Source organism: Tenacibaculum profundi (genome assembly GCF_052050075.1).
Lineage (GTDB): Bacteria > Bacteroidota > Bacteroidia > Flavobacteriales > Flavobacteriaceae > Polaribacter.
Genome location: NZ_CP197225.1, coordinates 1,537,429 through 1,561,066, shown reverse-complemented (window position 1 = coordinate 1,561,066; position 23,638 = coordinate 1,537,429). Strand labels below are relative to the sequence as shown.

General features: G+C 31.5%; 17 protein-coding genes. 8 read left to right on the top strand and 9 right to left on the bottom strand.

Annotated elements, in window-relative coordinates; translation table 11 throughout:
- The first annotated feature begins 64 nt into the window (after positions 1 to 64).
- From rpoB to ACSIGE_RS06295, 4 genes are all read left to right on the top strand, one after another.
- Entirely contained in the window at positions 65 to 3,874 is a 3,810-nt protein-coding gene (gene rpoB / locus ACSIGE_RS06310) for a DNA-directed RNA polymerase subunit beta (RefSeq protein WP_440881925.1), read from the top strand.
- Positions 3,875 to 3,969: 95 nt separating this feature from the next.
- Positions 3,970 to 8,244, top strand: a complete 4,275-nt coding sequence (gene rpoC / locus ACSIGE_RS06305; RefSeq protein WP_440881924.1) for a DNA-directed RNA polymerase subunit beta' — start codon at positions 3,970 to 3,972, stop codon at positions 8,242 to 8,244.
- An 85-nt stretch (positions 8,245 to 8,329) separates the two neighbouring features.
- Entirely contained in the window at positions 8,330 to 8,653 is a 324-nt protein-coding gene (locus tag ACSIGE_RS06300) for a DUF3467 domain-containing protein (protein WP_440881923.1), read from the top strand.
- A gap of 795 nt (positions 8,654 to 9,448) precedes the next feature.
- Positions 9,449 to 10,141, top strand: coding sequence for a Crp/Fnr family transcriptional regulator (locus tag ACSIGE_RS06295; RefSeq protein WP_440881922.1), 693 nt, complete (start codon positions 9,449 to 9,451; stop codon positions 10,139 to 10,141).
- A gap of 146 nt (positions 10,142 to 10,287) precedes the next feature.
- Here the strand turns inward: ACSIGE_RS06295 and ACSIGE_RS06290 are convergent, their stop codons facing one another.
- The 8 genes from ACSIGE_RS06290 to ACSIGE_RS06255 form a co-directional block, all read right to left on the bottom strand.
- The gene (locus ACSIGE_RS06290) at positions 10,288 to 11,340 is read right to left on the bottom strand and encodes a PLP-dependent cysteine synthase family protein (protein ID WP_440881921.1); all 1,053 of its coding nucleotides are present in this window, start codon (positions 11,338 to 11,340) and stop codon (positions 10,288 to 10,290) included.
- A 413-nt stretch (positions 11,341 to 11,753) separates the two neighbouring features.
- Positions 11,754 to 12,455 carry a DUF4369 domain-containing protein gene (locus tag ACSIGE_RS06285; protein WP_440881920.1) on the bottom strand — a complete coding sequence of 234 codons (702 nt, stop codon included), beginning with the start codon at positions 12,453 to 12,455 and terminating at the stop codon, positions 11,754 to 11,756.
- 156 nt (positions 12,456 to 12,611) lie between these two features.
- Positions 12,612 to 14,006 carry a DUF819 family protein gene (locus ACSIGE_RS06280; RefSeq protein WP_440881919.1) on the bottom strand — a complete coding sequence of 465 codons (1,395 nt, stop codon included), beginning with the start codon at positions 14,004 to 14,006 and terminating at the stop codon, positions 12,612 to 12,614.
- Positions 14,007 to 14,036: 30 nt separating this feature from the next.
- Positions 14,037 to 14,687 carry a DUF2490 domain-containing protein gene (locus ACSIGE_RS06275; protein ID WP_440881918.1) on the bottom strand — a complete coding sequence of 217 codons (651 nt, stop codon included), beginning with the start codon at positions 14,685 to 14,687 and terminating at the stop codon, positions 14,037 to 14,039.
- Between the two features lie 114 nt (positions 14,688 to 14,801).
- Complete coding sequence (locus ACSIGE_RS06270) at positions 14,802 to 17,990, bottom strand: WD40/YVTN/BNR-like repeat-containing protein (RefSeq protein WP_440881917.1); 3,189 nt, start codon at positions 17,988 to 17,990, stop codon at positions 14,802 to 14,804.
- 151 nt (positions 17,991 to 18,141) lie between these two features.
- Entirely contained in the window at positions 18,142 to 18,306 is a 165-nt protein-coding gene (locus ACSIGE_RS06265) for an Arc family DNA binding domain-containing protein (RefSeq protein ID WP_440881916.1), read from the bottom strand.
- A 175-nt stretch (positions 18,307 to 18,481) separates the two neighbouring features.
- Positions 18,482 to 18,640: a DUF4177 domain-containing protein gene (locus ACSIGE_RS06260; RefSeq protein WP_440881915.1), complete on the bottom strand. Its 159-nt coding sequence runs from the start codon at positions 18,638 to 18,640 to the stop codon at positions 18,482 to 18,484.
- A gap of 9 nt (positions 18,641 to 18,649) precedes the next feature.
- Positions 18,650 to 19,510 (bottom strand): SPFH domain-containing protein, encoded by an 861-nt coding sequence (locus ACSIGE_RS06255; protein WP_440881914.1) that lies wholly within the window; start codon positions 19,508 to 19,510, stop codon positions 18,650 to 18,652.
- Between the two features lie 113 nt (positions 19,511 to 19,623).
- Between ACSIGE_RS06255 and ACSIGE_RS06250 the strand changes: the two genes are divergently transcribed.
- The 4 genes from ACSIGE_RS06250 (at position 19,624) to ACSIGE_RS06235 (ending at position 22,412) form a co-directional block, all read left to right on the top strand.
- A complete protein-coding gene (locus tag ACSIGE_RS06250; RefSeq protein WP_440881913.1) occupies positions 19,624 to 20,403 on the top strand; it encodes a S1/P1 nuclease in 780 nt (259 codons plus the stop codon).
- Positions 20,404 to 20,513: 110 nt separating this feature from the next.
- Positions 20,514 to 21,005, top strand: a complete 492-nt coding sequence (locus ACSIGE_RS06245; protein WP_440881912.1) for a TlpA disulfide reductase family protein — start codon at positions 20,514 to 20,516, stop codon at positions 21,003 to 21,005.
- Between the two features lie 5 nt (positions 21,006 to 21,010).
- Positions 21,011 to 21,640 (top strand): thioredoxin family protein, encoded by a 630-nt coding sequence (locus ACSIGE_RS06240; protein WP_440881911.1) that lies wholly within the window; start codon positions 21,011 to 21,013, stop codon positions 21,638 to 21,640.
- Between the two features lie 148 nt (positions 21,641 to 21,788).
- On the top strand, positions 21,789 to 22,412 hold the full coding sequence (locus tag ACSIGE_RS06235; protein WP_440881910.1) for a thioredoxin family protein: 624 nt from the start codon (positions 21,789 to 21,791) through the stop codon (positions 22,410 to 22,412).
- Between the two features lie 121 nt (positions 22,413 to 22,533).
- Here ACSIGE_RS06235 and tsaD read toward each other — a convergent pair whose 3' ends face one another.
- On the bottom strand, positions 22,534 to 23,565 hold the full coding sequence (gene tsaD, locus ACSIGE_RS06230) for a tRNA (adenosine(37)-N6)-threonylcarbamoyltransferase complex transferase subunit TsaD (RefSeq protein ID WP_440881909.1): 1,032 nt from the start codon (positions 23,563 to 23,565) through the stop codon (positions 22,534 to 22,536).
- Positions 23,566 to 23,638: the final 73 nt, after the last annotated feature.

Sequence of the window (23,638 nt, the reverse complement as noted above, 5' to 3'; positions counted from 1 at the left end):
AGTTTGCTTGTTGAAACTCAAAAGTTTCAAAAAAAATATTTTTAATTAAAAAATAGTATCTCTTTTGGCAACGATAAACACCACTGAAAGAATTAATTTCGCATCATCGCAGCTGGGAACTGATTACCCTGATTTTTTGGATATACAAGTGAAGTCTTTCCAGGATTTTTTCCAATTGCAAACAAAAGCGGAAGAGCGTGGGAATGAAGGTTTGTATAAAACTTTCTTGGATAACTTCCCGATTACGGATACCCGTAATCAATTTGTTTTAGAATTTTTAGATTATTTTGTAGATCCACCAAGGTATAGTATTGAAGAATGTATTGAAAGAGGGTTGACTTATAGTGTACCTTTAAAAGCACGCTTAAAACTTTATTGTACAGATCCTGAGCATGAAGATTTTGAGACAATCGTGCAAGACGTTTATTTAGGGACTATACCCTATATGACCAACTCTGGAACATTCATAATTAATGGGGCTGAGCGTGTTGTAGTGTCCCAGTTACATCGTTCTCCTGGTGTATTCTTCGGTCAATCTTTCCACGCTAATGGAACAAAGCTTTATTCCGCAAGAGTTATTCCTTTCAAAGGATCATGGATTGAATTCGCAACAGATATCAATCAGGTAATGTATGCGTATATTGATAGAAAGAAGAAACTACCAGTAACAACATTATTTAGAGCTATTGGTTTCGAAAGAGATAAGGATATATTAGAAATTTTTGATTTAGCTGAAGAAGTAAAAGTAACAAGGGCTGGATTAAAAAAAGTACTTGGAAGGAAGTTAGCTGCCAGAGTTTTAAAAACTTGGCATGAGGATTTTGTTGATGAAGATACAGGTGAAGTTGTTTCTATAGAGCGTAATGAGATTGTTTTTGATAGAGACACTATATTAGACAAAGAGCACATAGAAGAGATTATTGAATCAGGCACTAAAACAATACTACTTCATAAAGAAGATAATCAGCAGGCTGATTACGCCATTATACATAATACATTACAAAAAGATCCTACGAATTCTGAAAAGGAAGCAGTAGAGCATATTTATAGACAACTACGTAACGCTGAACCACCTGACGAAGAAACTGCAAGAGGTATTATTGAAAAATTATTCTTTTCGGAACAACGTTATAGTTTAGGTGAGGTAGGGCGTTTTAGAATGAATACAAAACTTAATCTGAATGAAGATTTAGATCAAAAGGTATTAACAAAGAACGATATTATCACGATTATTAAGTATTTAATCGAATTAATAAATTCAAAGGCTGAAGTTGATGATATCGATCACTTATCTAATCGTCGTGTTAGAACAGTTGGTGAACAGTTAGCTGGCCAATTTGGAGTAGGTTTAGCCCGTATGGCTCGTACTATTCGTGAACGAATGAATGTTCGTGATAATGAGGTTTTTACTCCGATTGATTTAATTAATGCAAAAACATTATCTTCTGTAATTAATTCATTTTTTGGAACCAATCAGTTGTCTCAGTTTATGGATCAGACAAATCCATTAGCAGAAATAACACACAAAAGACGTTTATCAGCTTTAGGACCGGGAGGTTTATCACGCGAGAGAGCAGGTTTTGAGGTTCGTGATGTGCATTATACTCATTATGGACGTTTATGTCCGATTGAAACACCCGAAGGACCCAATATTGGTCTTATTTCATCTTTAGCAGTATTTGCAAAGGTGAATAATCTTGGGTTCATTGAAACTCCTTATAAAAAGGTTGAAAATGGAGTTGTTTCTCCTGAGGATCCAAGATATCTTTCTGCAGAAGAGGAAGAAGGAATGAAAATTGCCCAATCGAACTTACCTATCAATGAAGATGGTACATTTGGTACTGATAGAGTTATTGCCAGAGAAGAAGGCGATTTCCCTGTAGAAACACCAGAGGCTATTAATTATATGGACGTCGCTCCAAACCAAATCGCTTCTATTTCCGCTTCACTAATTCCTTTTTTAGAGCACGATGATGCGAACCGTGCTTTAATGGGATCAAATATGATGCGTCAGGCGGTTCCATTATTGCGTCCAGAATCCCCTATTGTAGGGACTGGATTAGAAAGAAGAGTTGCTAAAGATTCTCGTATTTTAATCAATGCTGAAGGGGCAGGAGAAGTTGAGTATGTTGATGCTAATAAGGTAATAATTAAGTACGACAGAACTGATGAGGAACGAATGGTAAGCTTTGATCCAGATGAGAAATCCTATGATCTTATAAAATTTAGAAAAACAAATCAAGGTACATGTATAAACCTAAAGCCAATTGTAAAAAGAGGGGATAGAGTTGATGAAGGACAAGTACTTTGTGAAGGGTACGCAACACAACAGGGTGAACTAGCATTAGGAAGAAACATGAAAGTTGCTTTCATGCCTTGGAAAGGATACAACTTTGAGGATGCTATTGTAATTTCTGAAAGAGTTGTAAGAGAAGATATTTTTACCTCTATACATATAGATGAATATTCATTAGATGTTAGAGACACAAAATTAGGAGCAGAAGAATTAACAAATGACATACCTAACGTATCAGAAGAGGCAACAAAAGATCTCGATGAGAATGGTATGATTAGAATTGGAGCTGAGGTTAATCCTGGTGATATATTGATCGGTAAGATTACACCAAAAGGAGAGTCGGATCCAACACCAGAAGAAAAGTTATTGAGAGCTATTTTTGGTGATAAAGCAGGTGATGTAAAAGATGCATCACTTAAAGCCTCTCCGTCACTAAGAGGAGTTGTAATAGATAAAAAATTATTTAAGAGAGCTGTAAAAGATAAAAATAAAAGAGCTAGGGATAAAGAAGCAATCGCTACTTTAGAAGCTTCCTTTGTTTCTAAATTTGATAGCTTAAAAGAGAGATTAGTAAATAAATTATTCGAATTAATTAATGGAAAAACTTCACAAGGAGTATTTAATGACTTAGGTGAAGAGGTATTACCAAAGGGTAAGAAGTTTACTCAAAAAATGTTGAATTCGGTTGAAGATTTTACGCATTTAAGTGGTACTTGGACAACTGATAAAGAAATAAATAGATTAGTTGTTGAATTGGTTCATAACTATAAGATCAAGTTAAATGACCTGCAAGGTGTTTTACGCCGTAAGAAATTTACTATTTCTGTAGGAGATGAATTGCCAGCAGGTATCCTAAAGCTAGCTAAAATTTATGTTGCTAAGAAACGTAAATTAAAAGTTGGAGATAAAATGGCAGGACGTCATGGAAACAAAGGTATTGTGGCTCGTATAGTTAGACAAGAGGATATGCCTTTCTTAGAAGACGGGACACCTGTTGATATCGTACTTAATCCTTTAGGAGTACCGTCTCGTATGAATATTGGTCAGATTTATGAAACTGTTCTTGGATGGGCAGGACTTAAATTAAATCAAAAGTTCGCAACTCCAATTTTTGATGGGGCGTCCTTAGATGAAATAAATGGTTATACTGATGAAGCAAGTATTCCTCGCTTTGGACATACATACTTATATGATGGAGGAACAGGAAAACGTTTTGATCAGCCAGCTACCGTTGGAGTAATTTATATGATTAAGCTAGGGCACATGATTGAAGATAAGATGCATGCACGTTCGATTGGTCCATATTCTTTAATCACGCAGCAACCATTAGGTGGTAAAGCTCAGTTTGGTGGTCAACGTTTTGGAGAGATGGAAGTTTGGGCACTTGAAGCATATGGAGCTTCAAGTATTCTGAGAGAGATCTTAACAGTTAAATCGGATGATGTATTAGGAAGAGCGAAAACATATGAAAGTATAGTTAAAGGAGAGGCAATGCCTGAACCTGGTTTACCTGAATCGTTTAACGTATTATTACATGAACTTAAAGGTTTAGGTTTAGACGTTAAATTAGAAGAATAATCACAGTGAATTGCCTTAAAGGTTTTCTTTAGGGCAAATCATTTTTTCAAAATCAGTCTTGTAAAGACACTTATTTTTAATTCGAATCCATTATTATGGCAAGAAAAAACGAAAAATACACTGTTAAGAAGTTTAACAAAATTTCAATAGGGTTAGCTTCTCCCGAGTCTATTTTAGAGGCTTCAAAAGGAGAGGTTTTAAAGCCCGAAACAATTAATTACCGTACCCACAAACCAGAAAGAGATGGATTGTTTTGTGAACGTATTTTTGGTCCTGTAAAAGATTATGAGTGTGCGTGTGGTAAGTATAAAAGAATCAGATATAAAGGAATTGTTTGTGACCGTTGTGGTGTTGAAGTAACTGAGAAAAAGGTTAGAAGAGATAGAGTAGGTCATATTAATTTAGTGGTTCCTGTAGCACATATATGGTATTTTAGATCATTACCTAACAAAATGGGGTACTTATTAGGGTTACCTTCTAAGAAGTTAGATATGATTATTTACTATGAAAGGTATGTTGTAATACAACCTGGTATAGCAAAAAATTCAGAAGGAGAACCACTACAAAAAATGGATTTTTTAACTGAAGAAGAGTATTTAGATATATTCGATGAACTTCCTCAGGATAATCAATATCTAGAAGATAGTGATCCTAACAAGTTTATTGCAAAAATGGGAGCGGAGTGTTTAATCGATTTATTAGAAAGAATCGATTTAGATGAGCTTTCTTTCCAATTACGTCACAAAGCTAATAACGAAACCTCTAAGCAACGAAAGAACGAGGCTTTAAAGCGTTTAAATGTTGTAGAGGCGTTTAGAGATTCTCAAAAGAATCGTGAGAATAAACCGGAATGGATGATCATGAAGGTTGTTCCAGTTATTCCACCAGAATTACGTCCGTTAGTACCACTAGATGGAGGTCGTTTTGCTACCTCTGATCTGAATGATTTATATCGTCGTGTTATTATTCGTAATAACCGTTTAAAGCGTTTGATGGAGATAAAAGCTCCAGAGGTAATTCTACGTAACGAAAAACGTATGTTACAAGAATCTGTAGATTCCTTATTTGATAACACACGTAAAGCTTCAGCAGTAAAAACTGAATCTAACAGAGCATTAAAATCTTTATCTGATAGTTTAAAAGGTAAGCAAGGTCGTTTCCGTCAAAATTTATTAGGTAAACGTGTTGATTATTCTGCTCGTTCAGTAATTGTTGTTGGACCTGAATTAAAATTATATGAATGTGGATTGCCAAAAGATATGGCGGCTGAATTATATAAGCCTTTTGTAATTAGAAAGTTGATAGAAAGAGGTATTGTTAAAACAGTAAAATCTGCTAAAAAAATTATAGATAGAAAAGATCCTGTTGTTTGGGATATCTTAGAGAATGTAATTAAAGGACATCCAGTTTTATTAAACCGTGCCCCTACCTTACACCGTTTAGGTATTCAAGCATTCCAGCCAAAGTTGATAGAAGGAAAAGCGATTCGTTTACATCCATTAGTATGTACGGCTTTTAACGCCGATTTCGATGGTGATCAGATGGCGGTTCACTTACCATTAGGGCCTGAGGCAATCTTAGAGGCTCAATTATTAATGTTAGCTTCTCACAATATCTTAAATCCAGCAAATGGTGCACCAATAACGGTACCATCTCAGGATATGGTATTAGGTCTTTATTATATGACTAAAGAGCGCAAGTCGACTAAGGAAGTGCCGATAAAAGGGGAAGGGTTAACTTTCTATTCTCCAGAAGAGGTAACAATCGCATATAATGAAGAAAGAGTAGACTTAAATGCTGGTATTACTGTAAGAACTAAGGATTTAAATGAAAATAAAGAATTAGTAACTAAGTTAATAAAAACCACTGTAGGTAGGGTATTATTTAATGAAGTTGTACCTAAGCAAGCAGGATATATTAATGCAGTACTTACTAAAAAATCGTTACGTGACATTATCGGTGGAATTTTGAAAGTTACAGACATTCCAGCGGTAGGTAAGTTCTTAGATAATATCAAGAATATGGGATATAAATTCGCCTTCCAAGGAGGATTATCGTTCTCGTTAGGTGATATTATTATTCCTGAAGAAAAATATAATATGATTGCAAAAGCCAACGAAGAGGTTGATGGGATCATAATGAACTATAATATGGGTATGTTAACCCAAAAAGAGCGTTATAATCAGGTAATTGATATTTGGGGTAGAACTAATAATCAATTAACCGAGCTATCTATGAAACGTTTACGTGAAGATCAGCAAGGATTTAATTCGGTGTTTATGATGCTTGATTCTGGAGCCCGTGGATCGAAAGAACAGATTCGTCAGTTAACTGGTATGCGTGGTCTAATGGCGAAACCAAAGAAATCGACAGCAGGTGGTGGAGAAATTATTGAAAATCCGATTTTATCGAATTTTAAGGAAGGGCTTTCAATTTTAGAATATTTTATTTCAACCCACGGTGCTCGTAAAGGTTTAGCAGATACCGCATTAAAAACCGCAGATGCTGGATACTTGACTCGTCGTTTAGTAGACGTATCTCAGGATGTTATTGTAAATGAGGATAATTGTGGCACATTGAGAGGGTTAGAAATTACGCCACTTAAGAAGAATGATGAAATTGTTGAATCAATTAGCGATAGAGTTTCAGGGCGTACTACATTATACGATGTATATTACCCTAATTCTGATGAACTGATCATTGCTTCTGGAGAATTAATAACTCCTAAGATTGCTGATGTTATCGAAGGCGCTGGTATAGATAAAGTAGAAGTTCGTTCACCTTTAACATGTGAATCTCAAAGAGGTATTTGTGCAAAATGTTACGGGCAAAGTTTATCGACAGGCAAAAAAGTTCAAATTGGTGAAGCTGTAGGTGTTATTGCAGCGCAATCAATTGGAGAGCCAGGTACTCAGTTAACATTACGTACTTTCCACGTAGGAGGTGTTGCTAGTAATACATCCTCTGACAATAAACTAATAGCTAATTTTGATGGTAATGTAACAATTGATGATTTAAGAACTGTTACAAGCAAAGATAATGCTGGAAATACAGTAGATATCGTAATATCCCGTACAACAGAAATTAAAATCATTGACAAAAAGACGGGAGTAACGTTGAGTACTATTAACATTCCATATGGTTCTATTATTTTTGATAAAGATCGTACAGAAATAAAAAAGGGTGATGAAATTTGTGAGTGGGATCCATTTAATGGTGTTATCGTTTCAGAATTTGGTGGTAGAGTAAAGTTTGATAACTTAGAACAAGGAATTAACTATACAGTCGAAATTGATGAACAAACAGGTAAGCAAGAAAAAGTAATTACAGATTCTAAAAATAAAAAGATTATCCCTTCATTGATTATAGAAGATGCTGATGGTAATGCGTTAAGATCATACAGTTTACCTGTTGGTGCACATTTAATGGTTAATAATGGGGATAAGGTTGAAGAAGGTAAAACTTTAGTAAAGATACCAAGAAAGGCAGGTAAAGCAGGTGATATTACTGGAGGTCTTCCTCGTGTAACCGAGCTATTTGAAGCACGAAACCCTTCTAACCCAGCTGTTGTAGCTGAGATAGACGGAGTAGTTTCTTTTGGTAAGATTAAAAGAGGTAATCGTGAGATTTCAATTGAATCTAAAACAGGTGATATAAGAAAATATCTAATAAAATTATCAAATCAAATATTAGTTCAAGAGAATGATTTTATAAAAGCAGGTATGCCTTTATCCGATGGAGCTATTACTCCTGTAGATATTTTAAATATCAAAGGGCCTTCTGCAGTTCAAGAGTATTTGGTAAATGAGATACAAGATGTATATCGTTTACAAGGAGTAAAAATTAATGATAAACACTTCGAAGTTGTTGTTAGACAAATGATGCGTAAAGTCAGAATTATAGATTCAGGAGATACTTTATTTTTAGAGAATCAGTTAATTCATAAGAATGATTTTGTCCAACAAAATGATGATATTTACGGTAAAAAAGTGGTTGAGGATGCAGGAGATTCTCAAAAACTAAGATCAGGACAGATGATAACAGCTCGTCAACTTAGGGATGAGAATTCAGCTTTAAGACGCGCAGACAAGGATCTAGTTGTTGCTAGAGATGCTGAGCCAGCTACAGCAGAACAGGTATTGCAAGGTATTACAAGAGCATCTTTACAAACCAGATCTTTTATATCTGCTGCATCGTTCCAGGAAACAACTAAAGTATTAAATGAGGCTGCTGTAAGTGGTAAAGTAGATAGTTTAGAGGGATTAAAGGAAAATGTAATTGTAGGAAAAAGAATTCCTGCAGGAACAGGTATGAGAACCTATGACTCTCTAGTAGTTGGACCTAAAGATGAAATAGAGAGAAGTTTATAATTTTTGTTTTTTTAATAAACAAGGAAATAATAAAAAGACCTCTACTTTGTAGTAGAGGTCTTTATTTTGTAATAATAAATAACTTATGGAAGATAGTAATAATAATAATAATAAGGAGCCTCAATTAAATATAGAGTTAGATCAAGATGTAGCTGAAGGTACATACAGTAATTTAGCTATTATTAATCATTCAACTGCTGAGTTTATAGTAGATTTTGTTAATATAATGCCAGGAGTTCCTAAAGCAAAAGTAAAGTCTAGAATAATTTTGACACCCCAGCATGCAAAAAGGTTGGCGAAAGCTCTTGCTGATAATGTCAGAAAATTTGAGCAAGTACACGGGGAAATAAAAGATTATGAACAACCACCCATCCCAATGAATTTTGGTGGGACTACAGGAGAAGCTTAATTTATTATTAACGAAATAAAGAAGAGAAGAAATATTTTAAATATTTCTTCTCTATACTACCTATTAAAACGAACTTTTAAATTAAAAAGTTTTAAAAGCCCTCTAAATTAGCGATAAAAGTAGTATGAAATTAAATATATTAGTTAATAAGTATAGTTTCATAGTTCAATTAAAAATATCAATCTATAAAGTTCCCTGAATAAAAAAAGCTCCCGAAGGAGCCGATAATACAAAGGGGAAATATCATTGTAGTGTTTATAAAACAAATATTATGAATCTTTCCCTACTAAATTAGAGTAGTGAAAAAGATAAAAAAATCTTAAAATTTTTTTATCTTTTTAAGATGTCTATTGGAATTAAGTATCAAATATTTAATTAAAAACAAAAATTCTTTTTGCTATAAAAAAAATCTATTTGACTTATATAGATTCTAAATACCAATACTTATCCTTTTTATACCGTGTTAAAACGGGATTTATTTATTATATAAATTAATCTTAGGCATAGAAATTATAGTTTTTTCCAAATTAAATATTCAAGATTATCCACACTTTTTATTGCATAAAAACCCATATGAATATAAAATAAATATTCTAAATTGAAATTTAGCTTTTAAAGCTAAACCTTTCACATAAGTATTACTGTGATAGTGTTAATACTACTTTAGTTAATAATTATTTTAGTCTTTATTGTCTGTTTTATCAGTAACGCTCAACTAAAGCTATAAAAAAATACCATAACAAAATATGATATTTATCAACTTTTATATTTTTATGCATCTCCAAAAATTAAAGTATGAGTCGTAAATGCGAACAATGTATCGCTAGTAAACTAAATTCTTTAAAATCATTGTCAAAAGAAGAGCTATTCAGAATATCAAATTGTAAAAAAACAAAGTTTTTAAAGAAAGGAGGAATACTATTTGATCAAGGAGTCCATATAAATGGAATATACTGCATTCAAAAAGGAGTATGTAAGGTTTCAAAAATGGGCGATAATGGAAGAGATCAGATATTAAATTTTGCCAAACAAGGTGATCTGATTGGTGAAAGAAGTTTAATAAGTAACGAGGTCTCCAATCTTAAAGCTATTGCTGTCAGTAACATGGAAGTTTGTTTTATACCTAAAGAGGAAATTATAAGAGATCTAGAAAAAAACACTAATTTTTCAATGTCAGTTTTAAAGAAAATGGCATTATCATTAAAAAAATCAGATGATATCATTGTTGATATGGCTCAGAAAACTGTAAAGCAACGTCTTGCGTCTATATTATTATTCTTAGAAGACCAATTTACAAAAGATGAAGAGGGAGAAGATATAGAAATAAACCTCTCACGTGAGGATATAGCTAGTATTGTGGGAACAGCTACCGAATCAGCGATTCGATTATTATCTGATTTTAAAAAGAAAAGGTTAATTGAGCTAAGAGGTAGAAAAATATTTGTCATTAATAGAAAAGGACTCCATAAATTAGCAAGAGGACTTTAGCCTATTTTGAGTAAACGCACGAATCTACTAAGGTTATTATCGTTTTGGTAACTATGCAAAAGTGTAATTAAACTTCTAAGTAGTTTTAATCCATAAGATAAGTTCAAAACTTTTTAAAAAGTGTTTTTTGATTTATAAAAATATACTTAGGTATATTTTTTCAATTTTTTAACATATGGTTCTATAACTATATTTTGATCTTTTAACCAATTATCATTATAATAAGTATTAAGGTAGCGATCACCATTGTCACATATCATGGTAACAATGCTTCCTTTTTGTTTATTTGCGACTAATTCTTCCGCTAAATTAAGTGTAGCATATACATTTGTACCTGTAGAACCGCCACATTTACGACCTAAAATTAACGATAACCACCTTAATGTAGCAATTGATTCAGCATCTTTTACTTTGATCATTTTATCAATAACATCGGGTTGAAAAGAGGGCTCAACTCTTGGTCTACCAATACCCTCAATTCTTGATCCTATTTTAGAGGTTAAATGTTTATTTCGAGTTTGGTAGTATTCAAAGAAAACCGAGTTTTCAGGGTCAGTTACTGCTAATTTTGTATTTAAATTGTATGTAGGATTATATTTTATATAACGACCAATTGTTGCTGAAGTTCCACCAGTACCAGCCCCAACAACAATCCAAGATGGAATTTTATATTCTTCTTTACTCATTTGTTCGAATATACTTTCCGCTATGTTGTTATTACCTCTCCAATCAGTAGCTCGTTCTGCATAGGTAAATTGGTCCATATAATGCCCGTTAATTTTACGAGTCAAAGATTCAGCTTCAGTATATATATTAGTTGAAGGTACTTTGATGCATTTTCCACCATTAAACTCTATAAGTTTTATTTTTTCTTCAGAAGTAGATTCTGGTAACACTGCAATAAATGGTAGTCCTAGTAATTTTGCAAAGTAGGCTTCTGATATTGCCGTACTTCCCGATGATGCTTCAACGATCGTTGTATTAGAGTTAATTTTACCATTACATAATCCATATAAAAATAATGATCTTGCTAAGCGGTGCTTTAAGCTTCCACTAGGATGTGTTGATTCATCTTTTAAATAGATATGTACGTCTTTAAAGTAAGGTAAATCTAATTTAATCAGATGCGTGTCTGCTGATCTATTATAGTCCGCTTTTATTTTATTTATTGCTTCACATACCCATTTTTTATGTTCCATTTCTATTTAATTTAATAGATTTAATATTTTAACTAGTAATTACAACTCTTACAGAAGAATAGATCTATGTACCAGATATCCAACTCCTTGATTTTGTAAATGTAATAAAACCTTTTTTTAATTCAATACATATCTAAAAATGAGGGGAACTTTATTACAATAATTTAAATTGTATAGGCTTTTTTATGCTTATATAAAAAAGAAGTTTCATGAAGTAATTAACCTGTATTTAAAACCATGAAAATTATAAGGCTATAACTTTTTTATTATTTCTTTTTCTTACTCATGTTTATCTTTTGTATTGAAAGAATTAAAAGCATATAATTAAATGAGTAACTAAAAAACAACCTGATGGGCTGTTTTTATATTAATTATTGGGAATAACGAAAGTTTATGTTATTTGGAAAATCCATTTATTTTTCATTACTCTTTACTTTATCAATAAAATTCTGTAATTTTTTTCCATAGTCAGAAGATTTTACTCTATTTGATAAACTATTGTTTATAGTATCTAGTAACTTAATATTTGCATCATATAATTCAGTAAGTGCAATATAAGGAGCGGCTTCACTGTTAGAATTTGCAATTGCAAAATTTGTAGCAAATAAAAATCTTCTTCGGATTATTTTTTTTCTTTCTTTATCTACTTCATTAAGTAATAGTTCATCATTATTTTTCTTAGCTTCAAATTCTTTTTTAATTAATTGTAATTTTTTATCATTAAATTTTTGATCAATTTTTCTAAACTTGTCCATTATGATTTGATTTTTAGATCCTTTTATAATAGGTCTAAAACCAAATTCATTTACCTTGTCTATTATCGAAATTTCTCCTTTTTCACCGAAAAACAAAAGTCGCTTATCGTTTGTATTTCCATCAAATGTCAAGTAGTACATTTCAGGATTATCGATATTATCAGTTAAAGTAAAGGTATCCTTACCTAAAAGAGAGATAGAATCTACAGTTACAAGTAGGGTGTCTTTCATTTTTTGTAAGTATAGCGTTCCTTTTTTTAATCCTTTAATTTGTCCCTTAACAATCATATTTCCTTTTTCTTTAGAAGAGCAACTAATAATTAATAATGATGTTACAAACGTTAAAATTAATTTTTTCATGTTTTGTTGGTAGTTTTTTGTATTTTGAGTTGACTTTTTATTAAATAGTTTGGCTACAAATATGCATAAAATTTACGGATTTTATGATAAATCAATTGTAGCATCGAAGTAAGTTGTTTTATTTATTTAGATAAAAATGAGTAATGTTTAGAAGAATTAACTTACCCATTTCATCATCAAAGCACAGGCAAAAGCTCCGTAGGTCCCCAGAGCATATCCTAGTACTGCAAGAAGGACACCAACCGGCGCTAGTGAAGGGTGAAAAGCACCAGCAACAACTGGAGCTGACGCTGCTCCACCGATATTTGCTTTTGAACCAACTGCTAAAAAGAAGTATGGAGCTTTAATAATCTTAGCAACCACAAATAGTAAAACAACATGAATAATCATCCAGACAAAGCCTATAGCAAATAAACTAATATTTTCGACAATGGCATTCAAATTCATTTTCATACCTATAGAGGCTACTAAAATATAAATAAAAACAGAACCTATTTTACTAGCACCAGCACCTTCGTATTTTCTTATTTTAGTAAAAGAAAGAAGAACGCCTATGGTAGTGGACATAATAATTAGCCAGAAAAAAGAGCTCCCTAGACCGAAGTCTACTAAAAAAGATAGATTATTTTTAATCCACCCACCAAAATTATCTCCTATAAAATGTCCTACAGAGGTTACCCCAAATGCAATTCCTAGTAAAATGATCAGATCATTGAACGTTGGTATTTTTGAAGATTCAGTAGTGAACTTTTCCATTTTATTTTTAAGATTAGTGATAGAAGAATTATCAGCTTTAAACCATTTATCAATAGCATCTGAATTAGCAACTCCCAGAAGCAAGAAAGCCATCCATACTTCAGCTACTAATACATCAACTACAGCCATAATACTAAATAAACTGTCTCCGACTTCCCATTGCTCTTTCATGGCTAGTTGATTAGCGCCGCCGCCGATCCAGCTACCAGCCACTGTTGAAAGACCTTTCCATAATTCAGTCCCTTCAACATTAGTTAAAATATCAGGAGCAATACTACTTAATAATAATATTGCTATGGGACCACCTATAATTACACCAATCGTGGCAGTTAAAAACATAATTAAAGCTTTCGGTCCTAGTTTAAAAACACCTCTTAAGTCTATGCTAAGTGTAAGTAATACTAAAGAAGCGGGAAGTAAAAATCGTGACGATATATAATAAATTTTACTACTACCAATAAATGAACTATACTGTTCAAAAGGTATATTATTTGATAAAATAAAATTCTTTAATCCTTTTAAATCATAAATTCCATTCATATTGTTGTATGTTTTCTTTAAATGAGCAATAGTCTCACTTACATCAATCCATTTGTCTGCTATAATATTTAAAGAACTAAAAATAGATGGAATAAAATAACATAAAAGTAATGCTGGAACAATTCTATAAAATTTAGTAAAACCATTAAGGTTTGATGTATAGAAAATTGTGGCTAAAATAATGCATAATATGCCAAATATCATGGTGTCGTTTGCAAAGAAGGGAATATCATTATTAATTTCAGAAATACTCATCAATAAAAAATTTAGGCTAATTTATATAAATTATTTAGTTATTTGGGTATTGAAAATTACTCCTATTTGAATTCTATTTAGTTTTATTGTTTTATCTGATATATGCATATAACCAGCTTTTAAATTTATAGAATTTGATAGTTTGTAAGTCAATCCCCCACCAACCCAATTTTGGGCATAAGTTTCATTTGGGAAATGAAAAAATATTTCGTCAAATATAAAAGCATTAATATTTTTTGTCAAAGGATAACTAAGTCCTATTTGGTATCGAATCCAATGTAATATGTCACCTGTGAAAAATCGATGTTCTATACGTAACCGATGAGCTAATTTTAATTTTGAGATTTTATGGTTGATGTTAAAGTCCTCATATATCCTGTGTTCATCTATATTACCACCATTTTCTTGAAAAGTATGGTCAGTATTCAGATAAGCGTAACCACCAGTAAAACTTATTTCTTTATTAAGTATTAAGTTAGCTCCAACACGAAAAAGATACTGTTGTAAATCATTAGTAAAGTCAAACATTCTAAAGTGGGCTAGCGATTTTAACTTCCAATTTTGCGAGAGTTGAAAATTACCACCGTACATATACCACACACCTAAGGAATTTTCAGGATTCTTTTGACTTAGTAAATTGTATGAACTAAATAAAAGACACAAAAACATTAAATTTTTCATTGTACTCAATTTATATTAACCTTTTATCATTAATCTAATTATTGACTTCTATAAGATGATCAATAATTTGAACGTCGTTTGTTATAGGCTAGTAATAACAAGTATTAATATAAGTTAATTTAATGAGAAAGATTTAGTTTTTTTAAATGGAGAAATTGTTATCTTTTCTATTTTTAACTTGTATTTATTCCATTCTTTAGAGAAAAAATTATTTGTTTTTTGTATTGCTTTGTCAAGGCTATCTTCAAGTTGATCAATTAATTGGCTTTCAGTTTTCGTTTGATTTCCCGGTCTACTTTCAATATACCTATTAGCCATATTTAACCTTTGATAAATAGAAATATTTTGATTCCTTGTTATCCCTTGTCTTTTATCAACTTTTCCAATATAAAAAATAAGAAGAGTATCTATTTTTTTTAATATGGATTTTGAATCACTAATAAGATTCTCATACTTTTTATCTTTTTCCTTAGCTAACTTATTTTCGTAATCAACTGTTATTTTTCTACTTTCGTTTAATTGATTTACAATTTCAGAGATCTTCTTTTTATACTTTTCTATTTTTTTTAAAGAAGTATATTTATCTTCTATTGCTTGTTTTGAAAAAGATAATCGTGGATCGTATTTGACATCTATATCTTGAATAGATATGTTATCACCATAAAACATCTTAATCTTATAGGTACCTGGCTTTACTGTAACACCAGAAGGTTCTATTTTAGAATTTTTTATTTCTCTTGAAGGACTTTCAACTCCTTTTTCGTCTAGAAACCAATTAATTTTATGAACACCATTTTCTTTTGGAGTTTTATTTTTGAGAGTCCTGATAAGATGATTCTCAGCATAAATCTCAAATTTTATGCTATCGAATTTAACTTTGATTTCCTTTTTCTCTAGATTTTTGCCTTTAATCTTTTTAGAAACATCTTCTTTAGGAACATTTAAAAAGTAAGAAATAATAGCTCCGTATTGTTTATTTTCTCCATTAAATTCAGCATCACCACCAAAACGACTTCCTGTTGGCTGTTGAAAAAAAGAGTTATAAGCTGTTTGAGGTTTAAACAAAGTTATATTACTTTTTAAGAGCTCTTTGTTTTTAGCTATTTCTCTAAGGGGGGTTATATCGTCTAGAATCCATGCTGCTCTTCCGAAAGTTCCTATTATCAAGTCATTTTCACGTGGTTGAATAGCTAAATCTTTTACAGGAACTGTAGGGAAATCATTTGTCCATTTTGTCCATTTTTTTCCTGCGTTTATGGAAACATAAAGTCCATCATCAGTACCTAAGAATAAAAGGTTAGCTGTGATTGGGTCTTCAATAATACAAAGAGCGTAGCTTTCTACATCTCCTTGTTCAACTATGCGCTCCCATGTTTTACCGTAATTTTTTGTTCTAAACACATAAGGTTTGTAATTAAAACGCCTATAATCATTTGCTACTAGTAAAGCTTCACCGCTATTTTTATTAGAAGCTTTTATTTGTGTAATCCAGCTGTTTTTCGGAAGTTCTTTAATATTGTCCGAGATGTTAGTCCAGTTAGTTCCTCCATCTTTTGTATAACTTATTTGACCATCATCTGTTGCTACCCATAACATATCTTTTTCTAGAGGAGAGGGTTCAATCACTAAAATTGTACAATGATTTTCTGCACCAGTAGCATCCATAGTTAATCCTCCACTTTCCGATTGTTTTAATTTGTTTTTATCATTAGTTGTTAGATCAGGAGAAATAATTTCCCAAGTCAAGCCTTTATCAATAGATTTGTGAACAAATTGACTTCCAAAATAGATAGTGGAATTGTTAAAAGGATCAATATTAATGGCAGCATTCCAGTTAAAGCGAAGCTTGGTATTTGGATCTGGATGAGTAGGGCGAACAGTGAAATTATTACCAGTAATATAATCATACCTTGAAACAAAACCTTGCTGACTCATGGCCCAACCATAACGTGAATTATCTTTGTCAGGCACAACATCAAAACCATCTCCAAAAGCTATTTCTTGCCAGTAAGAATTCCTAATTCCTTGATATTTCCATACGTAGGCAGGTCCTCTCCATGAACCGTTATCTTGCATGCCACCATAGATATTGTAAGGGAAATCATTATCAAAATTTATATGATAAAATTGAGCTACAGGTAAATTACCTATGAATCTCCATGATTTACCATAATCGTGAGTTATATTAAGGCCTCCATCATTACCGTCAATCATAAAAGAACCATCTTTTGGATGAATCCACCAGGCGTGATGATCAGGATGTATTCCATTTGAAACTCCATACGCAGGCATTAATTGTTCAAAGTTTTTTCCTCCATCCTCTGATACATTTACATATGTAAATATTGTATATAGTCTGTTTTCATTTTGTGGATCTACATAAATGTCTGAATAATAAAAAGGACGATTTCCAATGCCTTTTTTATCATTTATTTTTTTCCATTTAAATCCACCATCTGTACTTTTGAATAGTGCATTTTTTTTTGATTCTATTAAAGCGTAAATAACATTTGGATTTGAAGGGGATATAGCTATGCCGATTCTTCCTAGAGCTCCTTCAGGAATTCCTTCTTCGGAAGTTATTTTTTTCCATGAATCTCCTCCATCGTGTGTTATATATAATCCACTTCCTTTACCTCCTGATTTAAAAAACCAAGGGTCTCGTTTATGCTCCCACATTGCAGCGATTAGTTTGTTTGGGTTTGAGGGATCCATTACTAGGTCAGCTGCCCCAGTTTTATTGTTTTCAAATAAGATTTGTTTCCACGTTCTACCTCCATTTGTCGTTTTGTAAACACCTCTTTCAGAATGTACTCCCCAAGGAGAGCCTATTGCAGCTACGTAAATGATATCGGGGTCATTAGGGTCAATTATAATTCTGTGAATATGTCTTGTTTTTTCAAGCCCCATGGACTTCCAAGTTTTTCCTGCATCTAATGATTTGAATATACCAAACCCTCCGTTCAAACTATTTCTTGGGTTTCCTTCTCCAGTTCCAACCCAAATAATGCTTGGATTCGATTGTTGAATTGCTAAAGCTCCAATAGAAGCAGTCACTTCTTTTTCAAAAATAGGATTCCAGTCAATACCTTTTGAGGTAGACTTCCATACCCCTCCAGATGCGGTACCAACATAAATTATATCTGGGTTTTTCAAGACAACATCAATGGCTGTGATTCTTCCGCTCATACCCCCAGGCCCAATGTTTCTTGGTTTCATATTTTTAAATAATTCCAAGTTTAGTTCCTGAGATTTTGATATATAGCTTGTTATTAAGAGAGCAATAAAGAGAAGTTTTTTCATAATGTTGATTTTTATTGGTTTGAATTCAAAAATGATTGATAGCAAAAAATCCATTAAAAGTACAAATAAAACTTCTTAAAAGAAACATACGTTATTAGACAAAACTAATTACTAGTGCTTATTTTTGATAGATGAACTTTTTTTAATAAAACTAGTCCTGTTCTTTTTTAGGTTCTCTTTTTGCATCTTTCAACGTTTTCATTAACATCCATTCAATTTGTCCATTCGTAGAGCGAAATTCGTCAGAAGCCCACTTTTCAATTGCTTTGAGCATTTCTTCATTTATCCTTAACGCAAATGCCTTTTTCTTTGCCATGATTATTGTTCTAAGATGTTATTTTCTAATTCTTTTGAAATAAGCAAGCTTATGATCATTTTTTAATTCTTGTTAGAGCAGATGATTGAATGTATAGTGACTTGTTTCAATATGAAATTTCTTAACAAAAAAGTAATGAAATAATTATTTGAAACTAGACTTTTAAAAAGTAGGTCTAACGATTCTTATCTCTCTCTAAAATTATTCTAGTGGATTGCTCAGCAATATTAATAACTTTCCATCCTTTTTTTGCAAATGAGTTTAGGGTGTCTTCAAGTTTTTGATTATTACCACTTAATCCTATTTTCCAACTAATTACTTTATATTCCTTCATGATTATTTATTAATGGTTTAAAGTACCTGTGTTTACTACAGGAGAGGCTTCTTTGTCACCGCACAGTACTACCATTAAATTACTAACCATAGCAGCTTTACGTTCTTCATCCAATTCTACAATTTCTTTTTTACTAAGCTCCTCTAATGCCATTTCTACCATACTTACAGCCCCTTCAACAATTTTATGTCTTGCAGCTACTATAGCGGTTGCTTGTTGTCTTTTTAACATAGCACTAGCAATTTCCTGCGCGTAAGCCAAATAGCCAATCCGAGCTTCTAAAACTTCAATACCTGCTATTGCTAGACGTTCTTCTAGTTCTTTTTCAAGGGTATCACTAACCTCATTTAAACTGGACCTTAATGTAATATCTTCCTCGTGATTTTCATCTGCAAAGTTGTCATAAGGGTACATGCTAGCTAATTTCCTTACTGCAGCGTCTGTTTGAACACGTACAAAGTTTTCATAATTGTCAACATCAAAAGCAGCTTTATAGGTTTCGGTTACTTTCCATACTAAAATAGTGCTAATCATAACAGGGTTACCAAGTTTGTCATTAACTTTTAATCTTTCGCTGTCAAAATTACTCGCTCTAAGTGAAATTGTTTTTTTTCGATAAAGCGGGTTTGCCCAGAATAAACCATTTTGTTTGATTGTGCCTACATATTTTCCAAAAAAAAGAATCACTTTTGACGAGTTTGGGTTTACAAGAATAAATCCAAAGAAGAGTATGAAGCCAATAATTGTAGCTAGTAAATATATTGGATTACCTGCTTTTATGGTCATGAATATACCAGTTGTAAATAAAATAATGGCTATTAAGAATAATAAATAACCGTTTGCGGGTTTGATAATTTTTTCTGTTTTCATTTAGTAGTTGATTTATTATGATATCAAATTAATATTACAAATATATTATTATTTTTTGTTTAATATAATTTTTTATAGTTTGGGATTTTATAAATTTGCTAAAAATAAATTTAATGAGGAAACAGTTTTTAGTTGGGGTAATAAGTTTTTTTGCAATATTTAAAGCCTATTCATTCGAAGTTTGGGGGCCAACAGGGCATAGAGCAACAGGTGAAATAGCTGAAAAATATTTAACAAGGAAAGCTAAAAGAAATATTAATAAATTGTTAAAGGGGCAAAGCTTAGCTTTTGTATCAACATTCGCAGATGAAATAAAATCAGATAAAAAATATAATGAGTTTTATGCATGGCATTATATAAATATGTCAATTGATAAGACTTATGGTATAAGTGTGAAGAATAAAAAAGGAGATTTAGTAACAGGGATACAGAGTTGTATAGATGTTCTTAAATCTAAAAACAACTCGGTTAAAGAAAAAGCTTTTTATCTAAAAATGTTAGTTCATTTATTAGGAGATTTACACCAACCGTTACACATAGGTAGAAAAATAGACAAAGGAGGGAACTCTATTCGGTTAAAATGGCATGGTGAAGAAACTAATTTGCACAAAGTTTGGGATGAAAATTTACTTGATAAATGGGGTATGAGTTACTCAGAAATAGCCGATAATACGAAAAGATTAAATAAAAACCAACTAAATGAAATACAGAAAGGAACGGTTAAAGATTGGGTTCATGAAACGCATGAGCTGACAAAGAGAATATACAGTTCAGCAGATACAGGAGATAACCTAAAATATAAATACTCTTATGAATATATGCCTGTAGTTAGACAGCAATTGCATAAAGGAGGAATCAGGTTGGCCATGATTCTGAATAAAATTTTTGGTTAATGAGGTTTATCTAGTCAACTTAATAAAAACATCCTTAAACTTAAATTTAAGGATGTTTTTTTTGTTAACTATCTTTTAATTAGTTATTTTAGGTTGAGCAAGAGTTTAGCATGAAAAAAAAATATATTTGTTTTTGTTTACTATTTGTCTTTGTTTGGGAGCTTAAATCTCAGGAATATGGTTTAAATATAAAAACGCTGAATTATGAAGAGTTAAAACCTATTTTGAATAGACAAGATGATAAAATTTATGTAATTAATTTTTGGGCGACTTGGTGTATACCGTGTGTTAAAGAGCTTCCAGCTTTTGAAAGATTAAGGGAGGAGTATAATGATAGAAATGTTGAAGTTATTTTAGTAAGCCTTGACTTATCAAGTCAAAAGGATAATGTAGTTATTCCTTTTTTAAAGAGAAAGAGAATTAAATCTCCCGTTTTTATTTTTAATGATTCTAACGAACAAATTTGGATTGAGGATATATCCAAAGACTGGACAGGGTCAATACCAAGTACTTTAATATATAATAAAAAGCAAAGAATATTTTATGAGAGAACATTCAGTTACAAAAAATTAAATGAAGTATTACAAGCTTTTGTAAATTAAAAGTCATGAAAATTATCAAAAAAATCTCAATAATTTTAATTTATCTAACGTGTATGTCTTACACATCAAAAAGTGTTAAGCTCAAAGGATATAATGTAGGAGATGTTGTCACGGATTTTTCTTTAAAAAATGTTGATGGTAAAATGGTGTCTTTGAAAGATTATAAAAACTCAAGAGGTTTTATAATAATTTTTACATCTAATACTTGCTCTTATTCAGTAGCGTACGAAGATAAGATTATCAATCTCGATAAGAAATATAAAAATAAAGGTTTTCCTGTAATAGCAATAAATTCAAATGATCCAGTTGCTTCACCGGGAGATAGCCATGAAAAAATGCAAGAACGAGCAAAGGAAAAAAGTTTTACATTTCCTTATTTATTTGATGAAGATCAAAATGTCTTATTAAAGTTTGGTGTAAACAAAACACCGTATGCCTATGTTTTAGAGAAAAGAAATGATAGGATGATCATACAATATATTGGAGTTATTGATGATAGTTTTTTAGGTCTAAATAAAGTAAAAAGATCTTTTGTAGAAGAAGCGATTGTATCTATTTTGAATGGTAAAAAGCCAATAATATCAAACACGGAAGTTCAAGCTGATGGTTGCACTGTCAAGACAAAGCTTAAATAAAATAACTTTAATTGTTTAGTATAAGGATTGATATAGTGTTATTTATTTTGTGTAATAACAGTTGAAAATTAGATGTTTTTGTTGTTGTAAATCAAACATATAAGAACAGAAAAAATAGTATGACCTTAATTATTTATAAAATTTTATTATGAAACTTTTATCCCCCTCATTGCTCTTTTTAATACCGCTACTTTATATTTATTCTTTTCAAACTCCTGATAAAAAGGGATATGAAATAGGAGGGGTAGTATCTGATTTTTCATTAATGAATGTTAATGGAAAAAAAGTATCCATGTCAGATTATAAGGATGCCGAAGGCTTTATACTCGTATTCACATGTAATACGTGTCCTTGTTCTCAAGCTAATGAGAATAGACTTAATAAGTTAAATGAAAAGTTTAGTGGTTCTGGTTATTATGTTATAGCTATCAATTCTAATGATCCAGAAGTTTCACCAAAAGATAGTTTTGAAAAAATGAAATTAAGAGCCGAAAAAGAATCGTTTAATTATCCATATTTAGATGATGGTAAACAAAAAATTTGTGCAAAATACGGTGCTTTGAAAACACCTGAGGTTTTTATCTTGAAAAAGGAAAATAATAAATTAATACTAAGATATAGGGGCGGTATTGATGATAATGTTCTATACGAAGAAAAAGTAAAAGAACATTTTGTAGAAGATGCTGTGATAGCTCTTATAAAAGGAGAAAAATTAAAAAAAACAACTACAAAAGCCCATGGATGTAGAATTGCGTGTAAGGTACTTTATTGAATGACCATAATATGCTTTAGGCTATATGAAAACTTAGTTGTTTTTTTGTAGTAGTAGTTTTACTATAGGTTACACTTCGTAAAAGAATATTAATTTTATTAACTTATTTTTTTATTCGTATTTAAGTTTCATTAACCTTTAAACGAGCTTTGGCAGTTACGGAGATATCTGAATATTCTTTATTTAGAAATTTTAAATGTCCACTTATAGCAATCATAGCAGCATTATCTGTTGTGTATTCGAATTTAGGAATATATGTGGACCAGCCCAATTGTTTTTCGGCTAATTTTAGACGTTTTCTTATCTCAGAATTTGCTGACACACCTCCTGCTATGGCAATGTGTTTAATTTGTGTTTTTTGAACAGCATTTTTTATCTTTTCCATTAATATTTCTATAATTGTGTGCTGGATGGAAGCACAAATATCAAAAAGATTTTCTTTTATAAAATTAGGGTTGTCTCTTAAGTTTTTTTGAAGAAAGTATAAAATTCCTGTCTTTAAACCACTAAAACTAAATTCTAAATCTTCAACTTTAGGTTTACTAAATTTATAGGCTTTTGGGTTTCCTTTTTGCGCATACTTATCTATTAAAGGTCCACCAGGGTAGGGTAAGCCAAGAATTTTTGCAGATTTGTCAAAAGCTTCTCCAACTGCATCATCAATTGTTTCTCCTAGTATTTCCATATTAAAATGATCAGAGACCTTAACAATTTGAGTATGCCCACCACTAATAGTTAGACAAATAAAAGGGAAAGGAGGTGTTCTTCCATTTTCTTCCTTGATAAAATGAGCCAAGATATGCGCTTGCATATGATTAATACCTAACAAAGGAATACCTAAACCAATTGATAATGATTTAGCAAAAGATGTGCCTACCAATAATGATCCCATCAACCCAGGTCCTTTTGTAAAGGCTATAGCGTTTAAATCTTCTTTTGTTATATTGGCTTGTTCGATAGCTTGTTGTACTACTGGAACAATATTTTGCTGATGAGCCCTCGAAGCTAATTCGGGAACGACACCACCATATTTTGCATGAACCTCTTGATTGGCAATAACATTACTTAGGACTTCTCCATTACAAGTAATAGCTGCACTAGTATCATCACATGAGCTTTCAATCCCAAGTATGTAAATTTTATTATTACTCAAAATCTTAAATATTTCTAGCAAAAATATTCATAATGTGTTAGAAATTCGTTAAAAACTCATTTTCTTTGTAGCT

Bases quoted from the DNA above. Each gene is read 5' to 3' on its own strand.
- ACSIGE_RS06250 (WP_440881913.1), top strand. From the start codon at position 19,624: ATGAGGAAACAGTTTTTAGTTGGGGTAATAAGTTTTTTTGCAATATTT.
- ACSIGE_RS06290 (WP_440881921.1), bottom strand. From the start codon at position 11,340: ATGGAACATAAAAAATGGGTATGTGAAGCAATAAATAAAATAAAAGCG.
- ACSIGE_RS06260 (WP_440881915.1), bottom strand. From the start codon at position 18,640: ATGAAGGAATATAAAGTAATTAGTTGGAAAATAGGATTAAGTGGTAAT.
- ACSIGE_RS06285 (WP_440881920.1), bottom strand. From the start codon at position 12,455: ATGAAAAAATTAATTTTAACGTTTGTAACATCATTATTAATTATTAGT.
- ACSIGE_RS06300 (WP_440881923.1), top strand. From the start codon at position 8,330: ATGGAAGATAGTAATAATAATAATAATAAGGAGCCTCAATTAAATATA.
- ACSIGE_RS06275 (WP_440881918.1), bottom strand. From the start codon at position 14,687: ATGAAAAATTTAATGTTTTTGTGTCTTTTATTTAGTTCATACAATTTA.
- ACSIGE_RS06270 (WP_440881917.1), bottom strand. From the start codon at position 17,990: ATGAAAAAACTTCTCTTTATTGCTCTCTTAATAACAAGCTATATATCA.
- ACSIGE_RS06240 (WP_440881911.1), top strand. From the start codon at position 21,011: ATGAAAATTATCAAAAAAATCTCAATAATTTTAATTTATCTAACGTGT.
- ACSIGE_RS06295 (WP_440881922.1), top strand. From the start codon at position 9,449: ATGAGTCGTAAATGCGAACAATGTATCGCTAGTAAACTAAATTCTTTA.
- ACSIGE_RS06255 (WP_440881914.1), bottom strand. From the start codon at position 19,510: ATGAAAACAGAAAAAATTATCAAACCCGCAAACGGTTATTTATTATTC.
- ACSIGE_RS06280 (WP_440881919.1), bottom strand. From the start codon at position 14,006: ATGAGTATTTCTGAAATTAATAATGATATTCCCTTCTTTGCAAACGAC.
- ACSIGE_RS06235 (WP_440881910.1), top strand. From the start codon at position 21,789: ATGAAACTTTTATCCCCCTCATTGCTCTTTTTAATACCGCTACTTTAT.
- ACSIGE_RS06265 (WP_440881916.1), bottom strand. From the start codon at position 18,306: ATGGCAAAGAAAAAGGCATTTGCGTTAAGGATAAATGAAGAAATGCTC.
- rpoC (WP_440881924.1), top strand. From the start codon at position 3,970: ATGGCAAGAAAAAACGAAAAATACACTGTTAAGAAGTTTAACAAAATT.
- ACSIGE_RS06245 (WP_440881912.1), top strand. From the start codon at position 20,514: ATGAAAAAAAAATATATTTGTTTTTGTTTACTATTTGTCTTTGTTTGG.